General features: G+C 67.8%; 21 protein-coding genes. 8 read left to right on the forward strand and 13 right to left on the reverse strand.

Going from position 1 to position 22,342, the window contains the following annotated elements:
* The first annotated feature begins 174 nt into the window (after positions 1-174).
* Positions 175-1,680, forward strand: coding sequence for a methyl-accepting chemotaxis protein (locus B9N97_RS21975; protein ID WP_085089846.1), 1,506 nt, complete (start codon positions 175-177; stop codon positions 1,678-1,680).
* A gap of 65 nt (positions 1,681-1,745) precedes the next feature.
* Here the strand turns inward: B9N97_RS21975 and purD are convergent, their stop codons facing one another.
* Positions 1,746-3,032, reverse strand: a complete 1,287-nt coding sequence (purD, locus tag B9N97_RS21980; protein WP_085089847.1) for a phosphoribosylamine--glycine ligase — start codon at positions 3,030-3,032, stop codon at positions 1,746-1,748.
* 73 nt (positions 3,033-3,105) lie between these two features.
* On the opposite strand from purD, the gene xseA reads away from it, so the two are divergent.
* Complete coding sequence (gene xseA / locus B9N97_RS21985) at positions 3,106-4,725, forward strand: exodeoxyribonuclease VII large subunit (RefSeq protein WP_085089848.1); 1,620 nt, start codon at positions 3,106-3,108, stop codon at positions 4,723-4,725.
* A 40-nt stretch (positions 4,726-4,765) separates the two neighbouring features.
* Here xseA and pyrC read toward each other — a convergent pair whose 3' ends face one another.
* A complete protein-coding gene (gene pyrC, locus B9N97_RS21990; protein ID WP_085089849.1) occupies positions 4,766-5,821 on the reverse strand; it encodes a dihydroorotase in 1,056 nt (351 codons plus the stop codon).
* Between the two features lie 181 nt (positions 5,822-6,002).
* A complete protein-coding gene (locus B9N97_RS21995) occupies positions 6,003-6,566 on the reverse strand; it encodes a hypothetical protein (protein WP_085089850.1) in 564 nt (187 codons plus the stop codon).
* 205 nt (positions 6,567-6,771) lie between these two features.
* Between B9N97_RS21995 and hisS the strand changes: the two genes are divergently transcribed.
* Both hisS and B9N97_RS22005 read left to right on the forward strand, forming a co-directional pair.
* Positions 6,772-8,121, forward strand: coding sequence for a histidine--tRNA ligase (gene hisS, locus B9N97_RS22000; protein ID WP_085089851.1), 1,350 nt, complete (start codon positions 6,772-6,774; stop codon positions 8,119-8,121).
* Between the two features lie 110 nt (positions 8,122-8,231).
* Entirely contained in the window at positions 8,232-11,261 is a 3,030-nt protein-coding gene (locus B9N97_RS22005; protein WP_244560837.1) for a transglycosylase domain-containing protein, read from the forward strand.
* Between the two features lie 31 nt (positions 11,262-11,292).
* Here the strand turns inward: B9N97_RS22005 and B9N97_RS22010 are convergent, their stop codons facing one another.
* The 5 genes from B9N97_RS22010 to B9N97_RS22030 form a co-directional block, all read right to left on the reverse strand.
* Positions 11,293-11,700 (reverse strand): hypothetical protein, encoded by a 408-nt coding sequence (locus B9N97_RS22010; protein ID WP_085089853.1) that lies wholly within the window; start codon positions 11,698-11,700, stop codon positions 11,293-11,295.
* Positions 11,701-11,711: 11 nt separating this feature from the next.
* Entirely contained in the window at positions 11,712-12,962 is a 1,251-nt protein-coding gene (locus tag B9N97_RS22015) for an MFS transporter (RefSeq protein ID WP_085089854.1), read from the reverse strand.
* A gap of 108 nt (positions 12,963-13,070) precedes the next feature.
* Positions 13,071-14,009 carry a LysR family transcriptional regulator gene (locus B9N97_RS22020; protein WP_085089855.1) on the reverse strand — a complete coding sequence of 313 codons (939 nt, stop codon included), beginning with the start codon at positions 14,007-14,009 and terminating at the stop codon, positions 13,071-13,073.
* Entirely contained in the window at positions 14,006-14,422 is a 417-nt protein-coding gene (locus tag B9N97_RS22025; protein ID WP_085089856.1) for a type II toxin-antitoxin system VapC family toxin, read from the reverse strand. Before B9N97_RS22025 ends, B9N97_RS22020 begins: the two co-directional genes overlap by 4 nt.
* Complete coding sequence (locus tag B9N97_RS22030) at positions 14,419-14,721, reverse strand: type II toxin-antitoxin system Phd/YefM family antitoxin (protein WP_085089857.1); 303 nt, start codon at positions 14,719-14,721, stop codon at positions 14,419-14,421. Before B9N97_RS22030 ends, B9N97_RS22025 begins: the two co-directional genes overlap by 4 nt.
* Before the next feature lie 84 nt (positions 14,722-14,805).
* Here B9N97_RS22030 and B9N97_RS22035 point away from each other — a divergent pair, with 84 nt between their 5' ends.
* Positions 14,806-15,288, forward strand: coding sequence for an NUDIX hydrolase (locus tag B9N97_RS22035; RefSeq protein WP_085089858.1), 483 nt, complete (start codon positions 14,806-14,808; stop codon positions 15,286-15,288).
* Here the strand turns inward: B9N97_RS22035 and B9N97_RS22040 are convergent.
* The 5 genes from B9N97_RS22040 to B9N97_RS22060 form a co-directional block, all read right to left on the reverse strand.
* Positions 15,245-16,123: an EAL domain-containing protein gene (locus B9N97_RS22040; protein WP_085089859.1), complete on the reverse strand. Its 879-nt coding sequence runs from the start codon at positions 16,121-16,123 to the stop codon at positions 15,245-15,247. The genes B9N97_RS22035 and B9N97_RS22040 overlap by 44 nt on opposite strands.
* 188 nt (positions 16,124-16,311) lie before the next feature.
* Entirely contained in the window at positions 16,312-17,982 is a 1,671-nt protein-coding gene (locus B9N97_RS22045) for a Na/Pi cotransporter family protein (protein WP_085089860.1), read from the reverse strand.
* A gap of 151 nt (positions 17,983-18,133) precedes the next feature.
* Positions 18,134-19,234, reverse strand: a complete 1,101-nt coding sequence (gene ychF, locus B9N97_RS22050) for a redox-regulated ATPase YchF (RefSeq protein WP_085089861.1) — start codon at positions 19,232-19,234, stop codon at positions 18,134-18,136.
* A 103-nt stretch (positions 19,235-19,337) separates the two neighbouring features.
* Positions 19,338-19,910: an aminoacyl-tRNA hydrolase gene (gene pth / locus B9N97_RS22055; RefSeq protein ID WP_085089862.1), complete on the reverse strand. Its 573-nt coding sequence runs from the start codon at positions 19,908-19,910 to the stop codon at positions 19,338-19,340.
* Positions 19,911-20,002: 92 nt separating this feature from the next.
* Positions 20,003-20,599 carry a 50S ribosomal protein L25/general stress protein Ctc gene (locus tag B9N97_RS22060; RefSeq protein WP_085089863.1) on the reverse strand — a complete coding sequence of 199 codons (597 nt, stop codon included), beginning with the start codon at positions 20,597-20,599 and terminating at the stop codon, positions 20,003-20,005.
* 252 nt (positions 20,600-20,851) lie between these two features.
* On the opposite strand from B9N97_RS22060, the gene B9N97_RS22065 reads away from it, so the two are divergent.
* The 3 genes from B9N97_RS22065 (at position 20,852) to B9N97_RS22075 (ending at position 22,241) form a co-directional block, all read left to right on the forward strand.
* Positions 20,852-21,244 (forward strand): NADH:ubiquinone oxidoreductase subunit NDUFA12, encoded by a 393-nt coding sequence (locus B9N97_RS22065; RefSeq protein WP_085089864.1) that lies wholly within the window; start codon positions 20,852-20,854, stop codon positions 21,242-21,244.
* 91 nt (positions 21,245-21,335) lie between these two features.
* The gene (gene mlaD / locus B9N97_RS22070; RefSeq protein WP_085089865.1) at positions 21,336-21,872 is read left to right on the forward strand and encodes an outer membrane lipid asymmetry maintenance protein MlaD; all 537 of its coding nucleotides are present in this window, start codon (positions 21,336-21,338) and stop codon (positions 21,870-21,872) included.
* A 102-nt stretch (positions 21,873-21,974) separates the two neighbouring features.
* Positions 21,975-22,241, forward strand: coding sequence for a hypothetical protein (locus B9N97_RS22075; RefSeq protein ID WP_143266806.1), 267 nt, complete (start codon positions 21,975-21,977; stop codon positions 22,239-22,241).
* The last annotated feature ends 101 nt before the right edge of the window (positions 22,242-22,342 follow it).

Genomic DNA, 22,342 nt, shown 5'->3' on the forward strand with positions numbered 1-22,342 from the left:
TTCAAAAAGACAGTAAATGACGCATCTTCATTCGCAGAAGGCACGGATGAAAATCCCCGCCCCCTCAGCAGCCGCGGAGATGTAACGCGTAAATACTGATTAGCCTGTTAAGTGTTTGTTCAGCGAATATATGCCGATGATGCGCGGACCGCTTTAAGCCATCAGGAGTCGCAAATGTTGTCGTTCCGCAAGCCACAGGACAATCAGGCTGCCGAAGAGCTGGCTCTGCTGGGGCGCCATGCGGGTGTCGGGCTGTGGGACGCGGTGATCCACAACGGCGATCCGATGCATGCGCAAAGCCGTTGGCACTGGTCGCCGGAATTCCGCCGCCTCGTCGGCTTCGACCGCGACGACACGACGGGTTTCCCCAACGTCGTCAATTCCTGGGCCGACCGGCTGCATCCGGACGATGCGAAGCGGACTTTCGACGCCTTCATGGCCTGCCTGAACGACCGCAGCGGTCGCACCGGCTATGATGTGAATTACCGGCTGAAGGTGAAGGACGGCAGCTATCGCTGGTTCCGCGCCATCGGCGGCGTCGCCCGCGACAGCAGCGGACTGGCGTTGCGCGCCTGCGGATCGCTGATCGACATCGATGCCGAGCGCAATGAACTGGAGCGGGCCAAGCTGCTCGACCGCCATGCCGGCGTCGGGCTGTGGGATGCGGTCTTCCACAATGGCGATCCGATGCACGCGCAAAGCCGTTGGCACTGGTCGCCGGAATTCCGCCGTCTCGCCGGATTCGAGCGCGACGACACGACGGGCTTCCCCAATGTCGTCAATTCCTGGGCCGACCGGCTGCATCCGGACGATGCCGGACGCACCTTCGACGCCTTCATGGCCTGCCTGAACGACCGCAGCGGTCGCACCGGCTACGATGTCGATTACCGGCTGAAGGTGAAGGACGGCAGCTATCGCTGGTTCCGCGCCATCGGCGGCGTCGCCCGCGACAACAACGGCTTGGCGTTGCGCGCCTGCGGATCGCTGATCGACATCGATGCGGAGAAGCTGGCCGAGCTGCGGCAGGTGGAGATGGACGGCGAGCGCCGCCGCACCGTGTCCGGCCTTGCCGAATCGCTGGACCGTGAGGTCGGCACCGCCGCCGACCGTGCCACCGCCAACGCCCAGACCGTCGCCGCTGCGACGGAAGAGCTGTCGGCCTCCATCTCCGACATCAGCAACCGCGCCAACGAGGCGTCGGGCGCCTCGCTGAAGGCGTCCGAGGAGGCGTCGCGCACGAATGCCGCGGTTGAGGCCCTGGTCACCTCGGCCGAGCGCATCGGCGCCATCACCAAGCTGATCAACAGCATCGCGTCGCAGACCAACCTGCTGGCCCTGAACGCCACCATCGAAGCCGCCCGTGCCGGAGAGGCCGGCCGCGGCTTCGCCGTCGTGGCGAACGAGGTGAAGTCGCTGGCCCAGCAGAGCGGCAGCGCGGCCGACGACATCGCGGCGCAGATCGCCTCTGTCCAGCAGGAGGCGCTGCACGCGGTGGACGCCATCCGCCGCATCGGCACCATCGTCACCGACGTCCAGCAGATCTCCACCACCATCGCCGCCGCCGTGTCGCAGCAGGAATCGGCGACCAAGGAGATCGCTCACAGCGTCACCCGCGTTGTCCGCGACATCGAGGTGGTGTCGCAGAACATCGCGTCCGCATCGGAGCGTCTGCGGGCGTAAGTACGGACATGAAAAAGGGGGCGCAGCGATGCGCCCCCGGTTTTCCTATAGAAGCGAAAGCGGTCCTACCGCCCCACCGCCCGCCAGCCGATGTCGCGGCGGCAGAAGCCGTCCGGCCAGTCCAGCGCATCAACCGCCTTGTAGGCCGCCGCCTGCGCCTCGGCCACCGTCGGCGCCAGCGCGGTGACGCCCAGCACCCGGCCGCCGACCGACAGCACCCGGCCATCCTCGGCGCGCTTCGTTCCGGCATGGAAGACGGTCACATTCTCCACCGCGCCGGCCTTGTCCAGCCCGCGGATCTCAGTGTTCTTGGCGTAGTCGCCGGGATAGCCGTTGGCCGCCATCACCACGCACAGCGCGGTCTGGTCGTGCCAGCGCAGGTCGATGCTGTCCAGCACCCCGTCGGCCGCCGCCACCAGAGCGGCCAGCACGTCGGACTTCAGCCGCATCATCAGCGTCTGGCATTCCGGGTCGCCGAAGCGGACGTTGAACTCCAGCGTCTTCGGCACGGGGCCGTCCGGCGTCTGCATGATCATCAGGCCGGCGAACAGCACGCCCTTGAAGGGCTTGCCTTCCGCCGCCATGCCCTTGACCGTCGGCAGGATGATCTCGCGCATCACGCGGTCCTGCAGATCGGGCGTCAGCACCGGCGCGGGGGAATAGGCGCCCATGCCGCCGGTGTTGGGGCCGGTGTCGCCGTCGCCGACCGCCTTGTGGTCCTGGGCCGAGGCCAGCGGCAGCGCGTTCTCGCCGTCGCACAGCGCGAAGAAGCTGACCTCCTCGCCGTCCAGGAACTCCTCCACCACCACCTCGGCACCGGCGGCACCGAAGCGGCCACCGACCAGCGCGTCATCGATGGCCTCGAACGCCTCCTGCTCGGTGCGGGCGACGGTGACGCCCTTGCCGGCGGCCAGCCCGTCGGCCTTCACCACGATGGGCGCACCATGCTTGCGGACATAGGCCTTGGCCGCTTCCGGATCCTTGAAGCGCTCGTAGAAGGCGGTGGGCACCCCGTATTTCGCCAGGATGTCCTTCATGAAGCCCTTGGAGCCCTCAAGCTCCGCCGCCGCCGCGCTGGGGCCGAAGGCCTTGACGCCCAGCGCCGTCAGCTTGTCGACCAAACCCAGCACCAGCGGGCCTTCCGGGCCGACGACGACGAAGTCGATGGCGGTGTCCTGGACGAAGCGCACCAGCGCGTCGACATCCTCCGACCCGATGGGGACCAGCGTGGCGACGTCGGCGATGCCGGCATTGCCCGGCGCGCAATAGAGCGCGTCGCACAGCGGCGAATTGGAAATGGCCCAGCAGAGCGCGTGCTCACGACCGCCCGATCCGACGACGAGGACTTTCATGGGGTGGCGCTCCTTCCGCCTTGTTGCCGACAGCGCGCCTTGTATCATGGCGGCGCCCCAACTCAAGAGCGCCATGACGTCCGAAAACGCACCCCTCATCGCCCCCGAACCGCGCCCCGGCTCCAACCTTCCGGAATTCACCGTCGGCGACCTCGCCCGCCGGCTGAAGCGCAGCATCGAGGAGGAATTCGGCTTCGTCCGCGTTCGCGGCGAGATCAGCCAGCCGAAGAAGCACAGCTCCGGCCACTGCTACATGCGCCTCAAGGACGACACCGCGGTGATCGAGGCGGTGTGCTGGCGCGGAACCATGGCGAAGCTGGCGGTCCGGCCGGAGGAAGGGCTGGAGGTCATCGTCACCGGGCGGATGACCACCTACCCCGGCCGCTCGCAATACCAGCTGATCGTCGAGTCGATGGAGCTGGCCGGCGAAGGCGCGCTGCTGAAGATGCTGGAGGAGCGCAAGCGCCGGCTGGCGGCGGAGGGGCTGTTCGACCCCGCCCGCAAGAGGCGCATCCCCTTCCTGCCGGACGTGATCGGCGTCGTCACCTCCCCCACCGGGGCGGTGATCCGCGACATCCTGCACCGGCTGAACGACCGCTTCCCCCGCCATGTCCTGCTGTGGCCGGTCGCCGTCCAGGGCGAGCGCGCGGCAGCCGAGGTGACGGCAGCCATCGAGGGCTTCAACCGCATCCAGCCCGGCGGCCGCATCCCCCGCCCGGACCTGATCATCGTGGCGCGCGGCGGCGGCTCGCTGGAGGACCTGATGGCCTTCAACGAGGAAAATGTCGTCCGTGCCGCGGCGGCCAGCGCCATCCCGCTGATCTCCGCCGTCGGGCACGAGACCGACACCACCCTGATCGACTTCGCGTCGGACCTGCGCGCGCCCACCCCGACCGCCGCCGCCGAAATGGCGGTGCCGGTGCGTGGCGAGTTGCTGGCCCAGATCCTGGACGACGAGCGCCGCCTGCTCGCCTGCGCGTCGCGCGCGGTGGAGGACCGCCGCAACCGAGTGGAGGGGCTGGCCCGTGGCCTGGGCGATCCCCGCGCCCTGCTGGAGGGTCATGCCCAGCGGCTGGACGACCGCGCCGAACGCCTGAACCTTGCCGCCTCCGCCCTGCTGGAGCGGCGGCGCACCCGCGTCGGCGAGCTGGCCGCCAAGCTGCGCCATCCGCGCGAGAAGCTTGCCCAGGCGGAACAGAAACTGGCGTCCGAAAGCCGTGCCCTCGATTCGGCTCTGCGCCATGCGGTGACCACCGCCGGCGGCCGGTTCGACCGCATCGCCGGCCGGCTGTCGCTGACCCCGGCGCGGGTGAAGCTGGCGGATGGAGAGCGCCGCGTCGCCGACCTGACTCCGCGCCTCGACCGCAGCTATGCCAAGGGGGTTGCCGACAAGGCGGCGAAGCTGGCGTCGCTCGGCCAATTGCTGGAAAGTTACAGCTACAAGGGCGTTCTGGCCCGCGGCTTCGCCCTGGTCGAGGATCGCGACGGCCGCCCGGTGACCCGCGCCGATCAGGCGACGCCGGGTCTGGCCGTCAACATCGTCTTCGCCGATGACGCAAAAGTTGCAGCAACCATCGACGGCGGCGCCCCGAAGGCGGAGGTCAAGACCGAGGCACCGGCGGAGGCCAAGCCGGAGAAGAAGCCGGCAGCGCGCAAGCCGCGGGTGACGCCGGTGCAGGGGACACTTTTCTGACCGGAAAGGCCGCGCCTCACCGGGCGCGGCCTTGTTCGCCTCACACCGCCCCCGCGAAGCTCCAGCGCAGGGTCTCGCCGCTGCGGAAGGGCAGGACGGCGTCGCCCTCGCTGACCAGGATCAGGTCGGGGGCGATCGACCGACGGCGTTCCAGAGCGACGCGCTCCTCGCTGACCGGCAGGTTGTAGAAACGCGGGCCGTTCAGGCTGGCGAAGGCCTCCAGCCTGTCGAGCGCGCCGGCCTCGTCGAATGCCTCGGCGTAGAGTTCCAGCGCATTGGCGGCGGTGAAGCAGCCGGCGCAGCCGCAGGCGGCTTCCTTGGCCGTCACCGTGTGCGGGGCAGTGTCGGTGCCCAGGAAGAACGGCCCCTCGCCGCTCGTCGCCGCCTCGACGAGCGCCACCCTGTGCGTCTCGCGCTTGGCGATCGGCAGGCAGTAGAGATGCGGACGAATGCCGCCCTGGAAGATGTGGCTGCGGTTGATCAGCAGATGGTGCGCGGTGATGGTGGCGCCGATCCGGCCGCTGGCGGCATGCGCCCGCACGAACTGCACGGCGTCGGCCGTCGTCACATGCTCCAGCACCACGCGCAGGGTCTTGTGACGCTCCAGCAGCGGGGCCAGGATGGTGTCGATGAACACCGCCTCGCGGTCGAAGATGTCGACCGACTGGTCGGTCACCTCGCCATGGATCAGCAGCGGCATGCCGATTTCCGCCATGCGCTCCAGCACCGGGGCGATGCGGGCGATGTCGGTGACGCCATGGGCGCTGTTGGTGGTGGCGTTGGCGGGATAGAGCTTGGCCGCTGCGAACACCCCGTCCCTGAAGCCCTGGGCCAGATCGTCGGCATCGGTGCCGTCGGTCAGATAGGCGGTCATCAGCGGGGTGAAGGCCACGCCGTCCGGCAGGGCCGCCAGGATGCGCTCGCGGTAGGCCACGGCATCGGCGGCCGTCGCCACCGGCGGCTTCAGGTTCGGCATCACGATGGCGCGGCCAAACTGACGGGCGGTGAAGGGTAGAACCGCTTTCAGCATGGCGCCATCGCGCAAATGGACATGCCAGTCGTCGGGACGGCGGATGACAAGGCGGTCGTTCGGCATGGATCGGGTCCCGGCGCTGCTGTCGAGTGGGGCGGTTCGCTTGGACGACGTTCTATCGCCATCGTCGCCGCATCTCAACAGAGGCGGGCACGGACTGGAAACACGGACGGGAAACAAGAGGTGAAGCCGGCAGCCCCCCGCCGGCCGGCGTTGGCGAGGGGCTGGCCGTCTTGCCGAGACCTTACTGGACGGTCGTCGAGGTCTTGACCCCCAGGATGTCGTCGATCTTCGCGGCCTGCTCGGCGGTCACCGGCTTGCCGCCGATGGTGGCGAGCTGCTGCCGTGCCTCGGCCACCGCCTTGTCGCGGGCGGCGCTGTCCTTCAGCGCATGGGCGGCCAGCATCTGCTCGTGATACTTGCCGAGCTGGACCGTCAACTGCTCGGTCGGCTTGGCGCCCAGTTCCTTGGCGACGGCATCGGCCTGGGTCTTGGTCACCTCGGCCTTCGGAGTGGCGGCGACCTGCTCATGCTTGGTCTTGCCGGCCTCGGCCTTGGTGGCGTCGGCTTTCGGGGCTTCGGTCTTGGTAGCCTCGCTCTTGGTGACGGCCTTCTGCTCGACCTTGGCGGTCGGAGCGGGCGCAGTCGTGGTGGAGTCGGTCGTCGCGGCGGGGGCGGACGCGGCCGGAGCGGCCGGAACGACCGTTGCGGCACCCGCGCTCAGCACAGGGACAGTCGCCACCAGGGCGGCAAACGCAAAGGTCGAAACGGACGAGCGGATACGCGACCCAAAGACGGTGCCGGACATTTGGTTTCTCCATTTCGGTGAGCGATCCTCGTTGCGGGATCGTGCTTAGATGAACGCGGCCCGGCTGACGTTCATTCCACGCTCTTCCAAAAAATTTCCGCCCCAACTGAAAAATTTATCCCGGCCTTTTTGGGCGCAGGTGACGGGACCGGCGAAAGGGGCTAGAAAACGCACGCTTTTCCTATCCAAGCGCGGACCTTCTCCGATGAGCCTGATCACGCCCCGCACCCCGCCCGGAACGATGGAGCTGCTGCCGCGCCAGCAGGTGGCCTTCCAGCGCATGCTGGACACCATCCGCCGCGGTTACGAGCGGTTCGGCTTCGTCCCCGTAGAAACCCCGGTGTTCGAGACGGTGGACACGCTGTTGACCAAGTCGGGCGGCGAGACGGAGAAGCAGGTCTATTTCGTCCAGTCGACCGGCGCCATCCAGCAGGGCAACAAGCCGGAACTGGCCCTGCGCTTCGATCTGACCGTGCCGCTCGCCCGCTATGTGGCGGAGCATGAGCGCGACCTCGCCTTCCCCTTCCGCCGCTATCAGATCCAGCGGGTCTACCGCGGCGAGCGGGCGCAGCGCGGGCGCTTCCGCGAATTCTACCAGTGCGACATCGACGTGATCGGCAAGGACAGCCTGTCCGCCCATTACGACGCCGAAATCCCGGCGGTCATCCACCATGTCTTCAGCGAACTGAACTTCGGCGGCTTCACCATCAACGTGAACAACCGCAAGATCCTGCTGGGCCTGCTCGACGGCCTGGGCGTCGCCGATGCCGACACCCGCGTGCTGGTGCTGCGCGAGATCGACAAGCTGGACAAGATCGGCCGCGACAAGGTGCGCGACAGCCTGCTTGGCCTCGGCGTGACCGAGCATGCCGCCGACACCATCCTGTCGCTGATCGACATAAAGGGCAGCAACGCCGAGACTCTGGCGGCACTTGGCGCGCTGGACATCGAAAACGCCATCTTCCGCGAGGGCGTCGGCGAACTGACCACCGTCATCGAGGGGCTGAAGGCCTTCCAGGTTCCGGAGGGGACGGTGCGCATCAACCTCGCCATCGCGCGGGGGCTCGATTACTACACCGGCACCGTCTACGAGACCTTCCTGAACGACCATCCCGGTATCGGCTCGGTCTGCTCCGGCGGGCGCTACGAGAATCTCGCCAGCCACTACACCAAGTCGAAGCTGCCGGGCGTCGGCATCTCCATCGGCGCGACCCGCCTGTTCTACCAACTGATGGAGGCCGGCATCATCAAGGACGCCGCCCCCACCGCCCAGGTGCTGGTGACCCAGATGGACCCCGTCCTGTCCGCCGACTATTTCCGCATGGCGAGCGAGCTGCGCGCCGCCGGCATCAACACGGAAATCCAGCTGGATGGCGGCAAGATCGCCAAGCAGATGAAATACGCCGACCGTGCCGGCATCCCCGTCGTTCTGCTGATGGGCTCCGACGAGAAGGCCCGCGGCACCGCGACCCTGAAGCATCTGGTCAAGGGCGAACAGGTCGAGGTCCCGCTGGCGGAATTGGCGGCGCGTGCGAAGGCGCTGCTGGAGGGGTGAGAGGTACCACCTTAAACCCCCGTTAACCATAAACCCCCTATCGTTCCGGCCTACACCGACCGTGTGGGTCGGGCGGCAGGGGGTTCGCTTCCGAGATGGCCAAGGGGTGGATGCAGGTTGGGCGTTGGGCCCGGCGGGCGGCGATCGGCGCGACGCTGGCGACCACCGTGGCCGCCGCCGGCTATGCCGGCTGGCAGGAGATGCAGACCTCGCGTCTCCAGGCCCGGCTGCTGTCCGGCGTCGCCCAGTCGATGACCGTGTCCTTGCGCGAAGGCCCCAACCCGCAGGCGCGCTATCCCAAGCATGGGCCGTACAACGAGCGGCTCGGCTACACCGCCCTGCCCGACTATCTCGAGTCGCTGACCCATGACCTCTATGCGGTCGAACGGCAGGCGGTGCTGTCCCCGGCGCTCGACCGCTTCATGGCCGGCGGCGGCTTTCCGATCTATCGCGAGAAGACGCAGGCCGGGCTAACCCTGCTCGACCGCAACGGCGCGGTCATGTACTCGGCGCGCTATCCCGAACGGGTGTTCGACGGCTTCGACGACGTGCCGACGCTGGTCGCCGACACGCTGCTGTTCATCGAGAACCGCGAACTGCTGGACGAGGACCAGCCCCGCCGCAACCCGGCGGTGGAATGGGACCGCTTCGGCGCCGCGGTGGCGATGCTGCCCTTGCAGATGGTCCGGCCGGGCCAGCGTTCCCCCGGCGGCTCGACGCTCGCCACCCAGATCGAGAAATACCGCCACTCTCCCGATGGCCAGACCGCCGGCAGCGTGGAGAAGCTGCGCCAGATGGCGTCGGCCAGTGTCCGCGCCTACAGCGACGGCGAGGACACGACGCTGGCCCGCCGACGCATCCTGGTCGATTACCTGAACTCCACCCCGCTGACCGCGCGGGCCGGCTTCGGCGAGGTGAACGGGCTCGGCGATGGGCTGTGGGCCTGGTTCGGCACCGACCTGTCCATCGCCAAGCGCGTGCTGGCCGAACCTGCCCCGGACGCCCGCGCCCTGAAGCTGAAGGCGCTGGCCTACAAGCAGGTGCTGGCATTGCTGCTGGCGCAGCGGCGGCCGTCCTATTACCTGATCCAGGACCGCGCCGCGCTCGACCGGTTGGCCGACGCCCATCTGCGGGCACTGGCCCAGGCCGGGGTGATCGATCCGGTCCTGCGCGACGCGGCACTCGCGACGCCGCTGGCCTTCCGGGAGGAGGCGCCGACCGCCCCCGCGACCTCCTTCGTCGAGCAGAAGGCGACCAATGCCATCCGTGCCCGGCTGCTGGGCATGCTCGGCGTTTCCAACTTTTATGCGCTCGACCGGCTCGACCTCACCGCGCAATCGACCCTGGATGCCGAGACGCAGGCCCGCGTGGTCGATGTGCTGGGCAAGCTGAACGATCCCGACTATGCCCGCTCGCTCGGATTGACCGGCGAACGGCTCCTCGACGCCCGCAACAACGACCTGTCCAAGCTGGTCTACTCGATCACCCTGTACGAGCGCGGTCCGGAGGCCAATTACCTGCGTGTCCAGGCCGACAACCTCGACCAGCCGCTGGACATCAACGACGGCGCGAAGCTCGATCTCGGCTCCACCGCCAAGCTGCGCACGCTGACCACCTATCTGGAGATCATGGCGGAGCTGCACAGCCGCTACGCCCATCTGCCGAAGGATCTGCTGGCCGATGTGCAGGACGAGGCGTCGGACAACCTGACCCGCTGGGCGACGGCGTGGCTGGCCTCCGCCCCCGACCGCCGGCTGCCGGCCATGTTGGACGCGGCAATGGAGCGGCGCTACTCCGCCAGCCCCGGCGAGGTGTTCTTCACCGGCGGCGGCCAGCATAGCTTCGTGAACTTCAACAAGGACGACAACGGCCGCATCCTGACCCTGCAGGAGGCGTTGCGGAACAGCGTCAACCTGCCCTTCATCCGGCTGATGCGCGACATCGTCCAATTCTATATGGACGAGGGCGCGGACGACGGCGCCGACATCCTGCGCTCGCCCGATCACCCGGCACGCCAAGCCTATCTCGCCCGTTTCGCCGACCGCGAAGGTTCGGACTTCCTCAACCGCTTCTACAACGACTACCGCAAGCGCACGCCGGACGAGGCGCTGGCCCGGCTGGCGACCCGCTCGCGCCCGGTGCCGCACCGGCTGGCGGTGATCTTCCGCACCGTGCGGCCCAAGGCCGGGCTGGCCGAGTTCTCCACCTTCCTGCGCGCCCAGTTGCCAAAGATGGCGCTGTCCGACGGGCAGCTCTCGGCGCTCTACGCCAAATACGGGCCGGACCGCTTCCCGCTGAACGACCTCGGCTATCTCGCCCGCGTCCATCCGCTGGAGCTGTGGCTGGTCGCCTACCTCCAGCAGCATCCCGGCGCCACGCGGGCGGAGGTGCTGGCCGCCAGCGCCGACGAACGCCAGGAAAGCTATCGGTGGCTGTTCAAGAAGGGCATGGCCGCCCAGAACACCCGCATCCGCATCGGGCTGGAGGAAGAGGCGTTCCAGCGCATCACCGCCCAGTGGCGCAGCGTCGGCTATCCGTTCGAAACACTGGTGCCGTCGCTGGCGACCTCCATCGGCAGCTCGGCCGACCGCCCGGCGGCGCTTGCCGAACTGATGGGGCTGATCCTGAACGACGGGGTGCGCCAGCCGACGGTGAAGATCCGCTCGCTGCATTTCGCCGCCGGCACGCCTTACGAGGCGAAGCTTGGGCTGGGGCCGCTGAAGGGCGAACGCGTCCTGCGGCCGGAGGTCTGCGCCACCCTGCGCCGCGCCCTGATGGATGTGGCGCAGAACGGCACCGCCAAACGGGTCTGGGGCTCCTTCAAGGACCCGGCCGGTGCACCGATCCCGATGGGCGGCAAGACCGGAACCGGCGACCATCGGCTGGACCGCTGGGGGCCGGGCGGCGTGCTGATCGAATCGAAGGCGGTCAACCGCACCGCGACCTTCGTCTTCTACATCGGCGACCGCTTCTTCGGGACGATGACCGCCTTCGTCCATGGGCCGGAGGCCGACAACTACCGCTTCACCAGCGCCCTGCCCGCCCAGCTTCTGAAAAGCCTAGCCCCGGCGCTGCAGCCGCTGATCGACCAGGGCACCACCCGCACCGCCGACACGCGCGCGACGCCCACCGGCCTGTAAGGGGCGGAAGACCTGCCTATTGAAGCCGGGCCTATTGCAGCCTGGTGGCGGCGATCTTGGCGGTGTCGACCGGAGTGGCGGTGCAGCCGCCCAGCGTCGGACCGACCGGAAGCTCGCCGAAGGCGGCCAGCGCGCCTTCCGCCTTCAGCCGGCCGACGAAACCGGGCTCCACCCCGCGGGCGACCCAGGCGAAGCCGAGCCAGGTGGAGCGCACCGGCTCGCCGCCCGCCCGCACCATCGCCGTCATCGCCTCGGCATCGCTGGTGCCGGGCGAGAAGACCGCCAGCATCATGCCGTCGGTCGCATCCGGCAGCGCGGCGCGCTGAAGCGACAGCCCCATCAGCCCGGCCCAGACCAGCAGGACGCCGCCCAGCAGCGCCGCGGCAAGTCCGTGGCCGATGGGAAGTCCGGAAGAGGATTGGGCGGGGCTGTCGCTCATGGTGGACTACCTTACGCCTTCGCCTCGGCCGCCGCCAGCGACGGGGCGGGCTTCTCGGCGATCGGCCAGTGGATGATGGTCGCGAACATGGCAAGCGCGACGCCCAGCCACCAGACGACATCGTAGGATCCCGTGCGCTCGTACAGCACGCCGCCCAGCCAGACGCCCAGGAAGCCGCCGACCTGATGGCTGAAGAAGGCGAAGCCGTAGAGCGTGCCCATGTAGCGGGTGCCGAACATCAGCGCGACGAGGCCGGAGGTCGGCGGCACGGTGGACAGCCACAGCAGGCCCATCACCGCGGCATAGGCGATGACGGTGACCGGCGAGATCGGCAGCAGGATGAAGATCGCCGTGGCGATGCCGCGCGAGAAATAGTTGCCGCACAGCAGATAGCGCTTGCTGACCTTGCCCGCGAGGATGCCGGACGCATAGGAGCCGATGACGTTGAACAGACCGATCAACGCCAGCGCCCAGGCGGCCAGCGACGGGCTGATGCCGGCTTCGGTCAGGTAGGGCGGCAGATGGGTGGTGATGAAGGCCAGTTGGAAGCCGCAGACGAAGAATCCGGCGACCAGCAGCACATAACTGCGGTGCTGGAAAGCCTGGCGCACGGCGGCGACGAAGCCGATGTTGGCGCCGGTCACCGCCGGGGCGTTGCCCGCCGTCATGCCCTTCGGACCGGGGAAGACGCCGGCCAGCAGCGGCACCGCGATCATCGAGGCCGCCAGCAGCAGCAGGGCGGTCTGCCAGCCGAAGCCGGCGATAAAGGCCTGCCCCATCGGTGCGAACAGGAACTGGCCCATCGATCCGGCGGCGGTGGCGATACCGACCGACCAACTGCGCTGTTCCGGCGGCAGCAGCCGGGTGAAGCCGGCGATGATGATGCCGAAGGATGCGCCGGACAGGCCGAGGCCGATCAGCACGCCGGCGGTCAGGTACAGCTCGACGCTGGTGGTAGCGTAGGGCATGAGCGCCAGCCCGGCCGCATAGAGGATCCCGCCGCCGGCCAGCACCGGTGCCGGGCCGTAGCGGTCGGTCAGCGCCCCGGCGAAGGGGCCGCCGGCGCCCCACAGGATGTTCTGGATCGCCATCGCCAGCGCGAAAACGTCGCGGCCCCATCCGCGGGTTTCCGAAAGCGGGCCGATGAACAGGCCCATGCTGGACCGCGGTCCGAAGGCCAGCATCGAGATCAGGCAGCCGCAAACGACGACGAGTGCGGGCGTCCTCCAGGAGGGCGCCGGTGCGGGGGTGGCGGTGGTCAAGGCGTCCTCCCGGAAGGGTCCGGCATTGCGTGCCGGTGTTGTGGAACTGCTATGCCCCGACGATAGGCGGGCACCAACAGTTCGGCAAATTCATAATCGGCAACCGGGTCATTCCGCGGCGGAATGCAGGACGGAAGGTTGCGCGGTCCCGCAGTCGTGCCGCTGTCCCGCCGACAATTCGCGCCGCAGTGATTCCTCCAGCCGGTCGAACACCGGTGCAATACGCCCGGTCGTCCGCGACTGGATCAGCCAGATCGTCACCGCCATCCGGAAATCGGGCAGCTCGAGCGGCCGGACGGCGACCGCGCCCGGAATCGGCGCGATCAGCCCCATCGGCGCCAGACCGAAGCCGACGCCGCGCGCCACCAGCGACACCAGCAAGCTCTGGTCATAGGCCTCCACCGTCACATTCGGCTGCAGGCCGAGCGGCGCCAGCGCCTGATGGAGCGCCTCGCGGTAGCGGCAGCCGTTCGGCTGCAACACCCAGCCGCGCCGGTTCATGGCCGCCAGATCGGCGGAGCCGTCGTCGGGAGAGGCGATGATGCTGACCGGCTCCGTCGCGATCCGGCGGACCGGCAGATCGTCGGGAGGCGGCTGATCCTCGCACAGCAGGATCACCGCGCCGTCCAGGCTGCCGGCGCGGACCTGCTCGATCAGCGGGTTGCTCCAGTCCGCATGCAGCCGCAGGGTCAGGCCGGGGAAGCCGGCGCGCAACTCGTCCAGAGGCCGGCCGGCTGCCAGCGCGGTCAGAACATGCGCCGTCCCCAGCCGCAGCAGCCCGCGCGGCTCGACCGACCCGGCGAAAGCGTCGGCGAAGTCGCTCGTCGCCGCCAGGATGCGCCGGGCATGGGCCAGCGCCAATTCGCCGTCGCGGGTCAGGGCCAGCGGCTTTGTCTGCCGGTCGAACAGCACGACGCCAAGTTCCGCCTCCAGCCGCTGGATCAACCGCGACACCGCAGACTGCGTAAGCCCCAGCCGGTTGCCGGCCTCCTGCACCGACTGCGCATCGGCCACGGCGATGAAGGTGCGGATCTCGTTGAGCTTCATGGGGCCTCGAACGGGTTCAGCAATGGAATCCCAAAGGCGTGGAAGTCACGGACATTGCGGGTTGCGATGATCAATCCGTGGGCCTGTGCCGTGGCGGCGATCAGTGCGTCCACTGGATCGCAGTTGCGGTGAGCGTTGCGAAGATGTCCCCAGAGCGTCGCGACCGTCAGCGACACGGGCAGTATGCGCTCGGTCCAGGTTTCCACGCCTTTAATCCAAAGGTCGAGTTGTTCAGCCTTCGCGGCATTGGATGAGCGGAGATTGGTAATTCCGCGATGGATTTCCCCGATGCTGATGACGCTGATGAAGGCTTCCGATGGCGGAAGACGCTCCAGCCAGGCAATTGCTAGTGGATCCGGTCTCGGCCGCCTTGGCTCGGACAAGATATTGGTATCCAGCAGGAAGCCCATCATAAGGAGTCTGTAGCGAAGTCGACCGGCTTGCGGGTATTCGGCCCATGGCGCTCGCCAATTGCCTCGTTCAGATCGATGTCTGTCGCATCGACGGGTCGCAGAAGCGCTTCGATCACATTCGTGGGCATAGGGTTGGGAGCAGCGGCGCTTTCCCCACACAGCCGTTCATAGTCGGCAGCGGACAGCATGACCATCGACGGCTTGCCAGGGCGGACGATGGTCAAAGGCCCCTCCGCCAAGGCACGCTCGATGGCGGCATCAAGGCCTGGGTCGTCGGCTTTGGAATACAACACACCCATGGCCGCCCTCCGTCATCAATCACCACATTGGTGACTCTCGGCACGGGGTGACAGCCTGTCAAGCGGTGCGCTAGGCTGCCGCTCATGACCATCGAATCCAATCCTCCCGCCACCCTGCCCGACCGTTCCAGCCGCGAATATCCCGACCGCCCGTGGGTCGGTGTCGGGGCCGTCGTCTGGCGCGGAGACAAGGTGCTGCTGATCCGCCGGGGCAAGGCGCCGCGGATGGGCCAGTGGAGCCTGCCGGGCGGCGCCCAGTCGGTCGGCGAAACCGTGTTCGAGACCGCCGTGCGCGAGGTGCGCGAGGAGACCGGGCTGGAGGTGGTGCCGACCGGAATCGTCACTGTGGTCGACGCCATCACCCCCGATGCCGACGGGCGCGTCCATTACCACTATACTCTGGTGGAAGTGGCGGCGGAGAGTGCCGAGGGCGACCCGATCTGCGCCGACGATGCGCTGGAAGCCTGCTGGGCCACTGCCGAGGAGGCGGGCGAACTGACGGAATGGGACGAGACCCGGCGGGTCATCCTGATGTCTGCGGCCCAGCGGCGGGGCCCGACCCCATAGGCCGCAGGGTTCCGATGACGCTCCGCTCGGCCAGGAACTCGCTCACCCCGTCGGCGCTCAGCGGACGCGACAGCCAATAACCCTGCAGGACATCGCAGCGGTAGGCCTGCAGATAGAGCCGCTGTTCCGGCGTCTCCACACCTTCCGCCACCACGCCCAATTCCAGCGCGTGGGCCAGCGCCACCACCGCCTGGACGATGGCGGCGGCATCGCGGTCCTCCACCATCGCCTGGACGAACTGCTTGTCGATCTTCAGCGCCTCCACCGGCACCCGGCGCAGGGTGGCCAGCGACGACCAGCCGGTGCCGAAATCGTCCAGCACCAGCCGGATTCCGGCGCCGCGCAGCTGCAGCAAGGCCTCGCGTGCGTCGGCGCCTTGGCTGAACATGCTGGTTTCGGTCAGTTCCAGCTTCAGGTTGGCGGCGGGCAGGCCGGTCTCCGCCAGGATCGCCAGCACCTTCAGCACCAGCCCCGGATCGTCGAGCTGCCGCGCCGACAGGTTCACCGACACCGGAATGTCGGGATAGCCGGCGCGCAGCCAGCCGGCGGCCGCCCGGCAGGCGGTCCGCAGGGTCCATTCGCCCAGCAGATGGATCGCCTCCCCCTGCTCCGCCATCGGCACGAAAACATCGGGGGGCAGCATGGTGCCGTCGGACAGGCGCCAGCGCGACAGCGCCTCGAAGCCGGTCAGGCGGTTGGTGACGACGTCCGCCTGCGGCTGGAAGACCAGGGAAAGCTCCTGCCGGTCGATGGCATCGCGCACTCGCTCGGCGAATCCGGCGTCGGATACCCCCTGTGCATTGGGTCCATTCGACGTCGCGTGCGTGTTCGCCACCGTCCGCTCCCTCTCGACAACCGTTCCTTGGCACTCACTGCCATAACAACCACAGGAGCGGTTTGTTAACCATGTCGCGAAAGAGCTTGACGAATTTTATATGGTTACGAAAGTGTTAACGTGGCTGGATCGGTGACAAGAAAAGGTCGAAGCGGAAGCCGCACCATGCCCCAATCGGGCGCAGGTGGTCACGCCCGCGCTGCCCCCCGTTTGAGGCGGCTGGGCAGAAGCTCCCCCGATTGATCGAGTACGGGATAGGCGGCGGCGACCAGATGGGCGTTGATCCGGCGCAGGTCGCGCAGGATGTCCAGATGAAGGGCGCTGGTCTCCACACTTTCCTTGCGGCCGGCGCGCAGTCGGGCGAAATGCGCCTCGGTGGCGCTGGTTTCCAGATCGCGGATCACCTCCTTCTCATGGATCAGCGAGCGGGCGGACCGGACGTCGCCCGACACGAAGACGGCGGCGGCCAGACGCTGGGTCTCACTCAGCCGCTCCAGCATGCCGGCGATCTCGGCCGCCCCCTCGGTGGAGAAGCGCAGCCTGCGCCGGATCTTCTTCGATGCCGCCTCCATCAGGTTGCGGTCGACGATGTCGCCGACATGCTCCAGGTTGATGGTGAAGGTGAGCACATCGGACACCCGGCGGGCGTCGCGTTCGTCCAGATCCTCGACATTGATCTGGGTGAGATAGCGCTTGATGGCGTCGTGCAGCCGGTCCAGCACATCGTCCATCCGCCGGATCTCCTGCACCCGTTTGCGGTCGTCGGTCTGGATCACGTCCAGCGCACCGCGCAGCATGCTGTCCACCGTGTCGGCCATACGCAGCGCCTCGCGTGACGCGTTGGCGATGGCGAGGTGGGGGATGCGGAGCGCGCTGCGGTCGAGATAGAGCGGCATCGCCGGATCGGCGACCGCAACTCGCTCCGGGAACATCCTGGTCAAGGCCCGCGCGAACCAGGGCAGCGGACCGATGAACAATCCGGCCATCGCCAGATTGAAGGCGAGGTGGAAGTTGGCCGCCAGCCGCGTGGCATCCGGCGACACCGCCTGCAGTCCGGCGGTGATCGGTCCCAACAGCGGCACGACGATGAGGCAGCCGACGAATCGATTGATGAGATTGCCCACCGGCAGCCGCCTTGCCGCCGGGTTGCGGCCGTCGCCGCCCGGCCCCTCCACCACCGGATTGACGGCGCTGCCCAGATTGGCGCCGGCCACCATGGCGACGGCGGCCTCCGGCCCGATCACCCCGCCGCCGGCCAGCGACGCGATCAGCAGGATGGCGGCGACGCTGGAATGGGCGGCCCAGGACAGCAGCGCCGCCAGCATCACCGCCACCACCGGATCGGCGGTCAGCATTGCCAGCATCCGCCGCAGCATCGGCGCATTCTCCGCCGGGGCGATGGTCGCCAGCAGCAAATGCAGCGACAGCAGCATCAGGCCCAGCCCGATGGCGACCCGGCCCAGGTCGCGGCTGCGCGTCCGCGCCCCGCGGCGGAAGGCGATGAAGCCGCCCAGCAGCAGGACCGGCGCCACATGCGCGACGTCGAAGGCGAGAATCTGGACAATCAGGGTGGAGCCGACATTGGCCCCCAGCATCACCGCCAGCGCCGGCATCAGCGACACCAGCCCGGTGGCGGTGAAGCCGGTCGCCATCAGGCCGGTGGCGGTGCTGCTCTGCAGCAGCATGGTGATGCCCATGCCGGACAGGAAGGCGGTCCAGCGGTTGCGCAGCCCGGCCCCCAGGATGCGGCGCAGGTCGCCGCCCAGCGCGCGGGTCAGCCCGCTCTGCACCATGTGCAGCCCCCACAGGAGCAGCACGACATTCCCGGCCAATTCCAGCAGCACCCGCGTCGCCTGCATCGCACCCCCTCTGTCGGATCGGAGGTGCGATCAGGGCACACCCCCAACTGAAGGGTGGGGAGTGCCGATTGTTACGACAATATGACAGTTGGGTGACGGCGGAGGTGGAAAGGGGGGCGGTGATGCCGCCGCCTCCCCGATCCCCGCTTACTCAGACGTTGAAGCGGAAGTGGAAGATGTCGCCGTCCTGGACGACATACTCCTTGCCTTCCTGGCGCATCTTGCCGGCGTCCTTCGCCCCCTGCTCGCCACCCAGCGTGACGAAGCTGGTGTAGTCGATGGTCTCGGCGCGGATGAAGCCGCGCTCGAAGTCGGTGTGGATGACGCCGGCGGCCTCGGGAGCCTTGGCATTGCGGCGCACGGTCCAGGCCCGCGTCTCCTTCGGACCGACGGTGAAGAAGGTGATCAGGTCCAGCAGCTTGAAGCCGGCGCGGATCAGCTTGTTCAGGCCGGTTTCCTCCAGACCCATCGATTCCAGGAATTCGGCCTTCTCGGCCGGGTCGGAGAGCTGGGCGACCTCGGACTCGATGGCGGCGGAGATGACGACGACCTCGGCGTTCTCAGCCTTGGCCTTTTCGGCGACCTTGGCGGAGAAGGCATTGCCGGTGGCGGCCGACGCCTCTTCGACGTTGCAGACGTAGAGCACCGGCTTGTCGGTCAGCAGCATGAACTGCTTGAACACCGGCCGCTCGTCGTCCGACAGCTCGACCACGCGGGCCGGCTTGCCGTCCTGCAGCACCTTCAGGGCGCGCTCCATCAGGTCGGCCTTGATCTTGCTGTCCTTGTCGCCGCCCTTGGCCTTCTTCTGCAGGCTGGTCAGCTGGCGTTCCAGGCTTTCCATGTCGGCGAGCATCAGCTCGGTCTCGACCACCTCGGCGTCGCGCAGCGGATCGACGTTGCCCTCGACATGGGTGATGTCGTCGTCCTCGAAGCAGCGCAGCACATGGACGATAGCGTCGACCTCGCGGATGTTGGCGAGGAACTGGTTGCCCAGCCCTTCACCCTTCGACGCGCCGCGGATCAGGCCGGCGATGTCCACGAACTCCAGCTGGGTCGGGATGATCTTCTGCGACTTGGCGATTTCCGCCAGCTTGTCCTGCCGCGGGTCGGGCACACCGACGCGGCCGACGTTCGGCTCCTTGGTGCAGAAGGGGAAATTCGCCGCCTCGGCCGCCTGGGTGGCGGTCAGCGCGTTGAACAGGGTCGACTTGCCGACGTTCGGCAGGCCGACGATGCCGCAATTGAAGCCCATGGGTGGGTGCTCGCCGTCGGAAATTCTGGAATTGAGGCGCTTTATCCTACGATGGGGGACAAAGCGCAAACGCGAAGTGGGGGAAGGGTTGGCAGGCCGCGGCCTATCGTGCCTGCGTCGCCACCGTCACCTTGTTCATGAACAGCTCCGGCTGGCCTTCCACCATCAGCGGCAGGTTGTCTGAAACTGCATCCAGCAGCGGGTCGATCCAGGTCTGGTCGGCCTTGGCGAAGTCGTGCAGGACATAGCCGCTGACCAGATCCTTGTTGCCGGGATGGCCGATACCAAGGCGGATGCGCCAGTATTCCTTGCCGATATGCGCATCGATGGAGCGCAGGCCGTTGTGCCCGCCATGGCCGCCGCCCTTCTTCACCCGGATCTTGCCGGGGGGCAGGTCCAGCTCGTCATGGATGACGACGACGTTCTCGGGCTTCAGCTTGTAGAACTGCAGGGCCGCCACCACCGACTGGCCGGACAGGTTCATGAAGGTGGCGGGCTCCAGCGCCAGCACCTTGTCGCCGGCGACGGTGCCCTCGGCGGTCTGTCCCTGGAAACGCTTCTTCCACGGGGTGAAGCGGTGGCGCTGGGCGATGGTCTCCACCGCCATGAAGCCGATGTTGTGGCGGTTGCGGGCATACTCGTTGCCGGGGTTGCCCAGTCCGACCAGAAGCAGCATGTCCCTCACCCTTTGGAAAGCACTCTCCACAAAACGAAGCGGGGGGCCGAAGCCCCCCACCGTAACCATCTTCGAAGGTCGAACGCTCCTTATCAGGAAGCGGCGCCCTCTTCCGACTTCAGGCCCGACGGCGCAACGATGGTCGCGATGGTGAAATCGCGGTCGGTGATCGTCGAGGTCACACCCTCCGGCAGCTTGACCGAGGAGATGTGGATCGAGTCGCCAACGTCGAAGCCTTCGCACGAGATGGTGATGTGCTCGGGGATGTTGTCAGCCGGGCAGCTCAGCTCCAGCTCGTGACGGACGATGTTCAGCACGCCGCCGCGCTTCAGACCGGCCGACTTGTCCTGGTCGACGAACTCGACCGGAACCTGCACGTTGGTGCGGGTGTCGGAGGACACGCGCAGGAAGTCGACATGCAGCGGGACATCGGTCACCGGGTGGAACTGCACGTCGCGCGGCAGGACGCGGTGGGCGGCGCCGTCGACGGTCACTTCGAACAGGTGGGTGAAGAAGCCCGGCTGATGCAGGACGCGGGTGAACTCGAACTTCTCGAGCGAAATGGTGAGGGGAGCCTGCTTGCCACCGTAGATGACGGCCGGAATGCGGCCGTCACGGCGGGTCTGGCGGGCGGTCCCCTTGCCGGCCCGTTCGCGCGTCTCAGCGCCGAGCGGAATGATCTTGGTCATGACGATGCTCCAAAACGAAAAGGGCGCCGGCCTCCAGGGGTGCCGACGCATGCGCGGGGGTGGATAAGGCAAACGGATGGACACGTCAAGGAAAAGGGGGATTTCTCCGGGGCGCCCATGCCTGCAAGGATCACCGGTCGGCGAATTGGACCTCACCAACGGTGGACGCGCGGCACTTGCGGTGTCATAGTGCGGCCCGCATTCGACCAGCCCCGTGTCCGCGGGGCCAGACTCCGGAATTCGTGAGCGACGATGAGCGAGCCGATCTCCCTGTTCACCAAACTGGCGAACATCCACATCCGTTACGTCACGTGGCGTCGGGGCGCCAAGGTCGGCAGCGACCGCTTCGGCAACGTCTATTACCGCACCAAGGACACCCAGCCCGGCACGCGCGAGCGCCGCTGGGTCCTGTATGCCGGTGAGCCCGACGCCTCCAAGATCCCGCCGGAATGGCACGGGTGGCTGCACCACACCACCAAGGAGCCGCTGCCCGAGGGGTCGAGCGCCTTCCATAAGCCGTGGCAGAAGGAACACCTGCCCAACATGTCGGGCTCGGTCCAGGCCTACCGTCCGCCCGGCCATGTGCTGGCCGGCGGACAGCGCGTGCCGGCCACCGGCGATTACGAGCCCTGGACGCCGAGCTGATCCCTGCCGGGACTGACCATCACGTCGGAACGGAAAGCCCGGCCCCTTTCGGGCCGGGTTTCGATTCGGGAACTCGCAGCAGGATAGCTCTATGCGCCGGAATGTGATCGAAACCGTGCTGGGCGGCGTCGTGCTCGCCGTGGCCGCCGTGTTCCTTGCCTTCGCCTACAAAAGCGCGGACCTGCGCAAGGTGCAGGGCTATGACGTCACCGCCAACTTCAACAGCATCACCGGCCTGCAGAGCGGCGCCGACGTGCGCATCAGCGGCGTGAAGGTCGGCACAGTCACCGGGCTGACGCTCGATCCCACCAGCTATCAGGCGGTCGTCCATCTGTCGGTCGACAATTCAGTGAAGCTGCCCAAGGACACCGCGGCGGTCATCGCATCGGAAAGCCTGCTGGGCGGCAAGTTCCTGTCGCTGGAGCCGGGCGGCGATCCCGACATGATCAAGCCGAACGGCAAGATCGAGTTCACGCAGAGCACCCCGGGCCTGGAACAGCTGCTGGGTCAGGTCATCTTCTCGCTGCAGAGCATGAGCAAGTCCGGCGACCAGGCCAACGGCCAGCCGTCCGGCGGCCAGCAGGGTCAAGCTCCCAGCCAGGCGCCGGCCCAGCCGCCGAAGCTGTAAGCACCCAACCCTGGGCGTGGCCGGAACCGACCGTCACGTTCACGCGTTCCTTCTGCAATCCGGACGGCGATGCCTCCGGATCACGAGGCAGGAGGAATTGCGATGCGTCTGTCCCATTTGGTCGTGCTCGGCCTTGCCCTGGCGACCGCCGCCTGCGGCGCCGACATGGAAGAGAAAGCGGCCTCCGGCGGGCTTGGCGGCGCCGCAGCCGGCGCGGTGGTCGGCGGACCGGTAGGGGCCGTGGTCGGTGCCGCCGCGGGCGCCGGCGCCGGGGCGGCGACCCAGAAGATCGAAGACCGCGACGAAGCCCAGAGCGGTTCCGGCGCCACCTACAGCGCCCCCGCCTCGCGCAGCACCGTTCCGCGCTGAAACACCCGTCCCGCACAACGCACCCCGGCGTCCCCCGCCACTGGACGCTGACCCCGCTTCCGCGATAGAAGGCGGAGCGCCCCGGCGGAAATCATCTGGTT

This window comes from Azospirillum oryzae (assembly GCF_900177515.1).
GTDB classification, from domain to species: Bacteria; Pseudomonadota; Alphaproteobacteria; order Azospirillales; family Azospirillaceae; genus Azospirillum; species Azospirillum oryzae_A.